Consider the following 1,212-nt stretch of genomic DNA (forward strand, 5'->3'; position numbering starts at 1 on the left):
GCAGCAGTAGTTCCATTTACTGAAGCTAGCAACTCCATATTATCATTTCGTGGAAGCGACTCACCATTAAACCACTTGCTCACAGCCTTGGGCGTAAGCTTCATTCTGGCAGCGAGATCAGCCTGCCTGCCATGTTGTGGTAATCCCGCCTTATCACAGGCTAGCGCAAGCCTTTGCGAGAATTTTTCGCGCTCATTTAGTTGAACCATAAGTTCAACTATATCTGTGCTTGACTGTACTATCAGTTCCGTCATAATATGAACTATAAGTTCACCACTGGAGATGCAAATGAACGAAATCACGTTTGGACACGTCATTAAATCCGTTCGTGTATCTGTTGTGGCTGAGGTTTGCGGACTTACGCCCAAGGCCATTTATAAATGGATAGAGCGTGGTTCTCTGCCGCGTACCGAGTTTACAGGAGAAACCGAGTACGCGGATAAGATCGCCAAAGCATCAGGCGGCAAGTATTCAGCAGCACAGATTCGCCGTATCGGTAAGCAGCAATTAGTCATGTAAATAAAATGTACTTTTAGTACCGAACGGCCCGGTATATGGTCGGGTGCCCGGCGTGGTCAATGGATGACTGTCAATGGTGCACGATAAAACAATTATTTACGCATTAACTATCTAAACCACAAAGGAAGTATTACGCATGGAAACTGCAAGCACACGCAAGACGGCGATGAAGATTCACTCGTCGCTTCTGAACAAAATCGCAGCAATGGGTCAGCGCAAGTTTGCTGATGCTATGGGAGTTAATGAGTCACAGGTTAGCCGGTGGAAATCAGGCTTGCTGGAGACTATGAGCATGGCGCTTGCTGTCCTGAACTATGGGATAGCAGACGAAGAAATGGCGGAGTTGGCTAAGCGCCTGGCTGGATATCTGTCACCAAAAGAAAACGCCCCGGAAGTTGCAGCTTTCGAGGCGTGATAGTGATGTTTGGAGATAACCACTGGAGGAAATTATGGCAAAAAATCGCCGAATTTACAAGACAGAAGAGGAACGACGGCATCCTGATTCACCGGAAGGAATCGTTGTTGCAGCCGCCAATAACCGGAGCTTTGCTGCTCGGTTCATTGGTGAATATCGGATTGCACTGGCAGGGGTGAAGAAGAATGGGTGTCGTTAGAAAATTATCCGACTACCGTAAACCTCATCAAGAGGTCATGGAGCAACGCGTGGCTGATACCGATGATGGGTATACCCGC

Annotated in this window: 3 protein-coding genes; 2 read left to right on the plus strand and 1 reads right to left on the minus strand. The window is 47.6% G+C overall.

What is annotated here, in order from left to right:
• Positions 1–254, minus strand: a 254-nt coding sequence (locus ACWEIJ_RS46035; protein WP_449843627.1) for a helix-turn-helix domain-containing protein, incomplete at its 3' end; no start/stop codon positions are given.
• Positions 255–288: 34 nt separating this feature from the next.
• Here ACWEIJ_RS46035 and ACWEIJ_RS46040 point away from each other — a divergent pair.
• Both ACWEIJ_RS46040 and ACWEIJ_RS46045 read left to right on the plus strand, forming a co-directional pair.
• Positions 289–519 (plus strand): helix-turn-helix domain-containing protein, encoded by a 231-nt coding sequence (locus tag ACWEIJ_RS46040; RefSeq protein ID WP_274756370.1) that lies wholly within the window; start codon positions 289–291, stop codon positions 517–519.
• Between the two features lie 136 nt (positions 520–655).
• The gene (locus ACWEIJ_RS46045) at positions 656–934 is read left to right on the plus strand and encodes a CII family transcriptional regulator (protein WP_350590796.1); all 279 of its coding nucleotides are present in this window, start codon (positions 656–658) and stop codon (positions 932–934) included.
• The last annotated feature ends 278 nt before the right edge of the window (positions 935–1,212 follow it).

The sequence above is a fragment of the Lentzea sp. NPDC004789 genome (assembly GCF_053601075.1).

Bases quoted from the DNA above. Each gene is read 5' to 3' on its own strand.
- ACWEIJ_RS46040 (WP_274756370.1), top strand. From the start codon at position 289: ATGAACGAAATCACGTTTGGACACGTCATTAAATCCGTTCGTGTATCT.
- ACWEIJ_RS46045 (WP_350590796.1), top strand. From the start codon at position 656: ATGGAAACTGCAAGCACACGCAAGACGGCGATGAAGATTCACTCGTCG.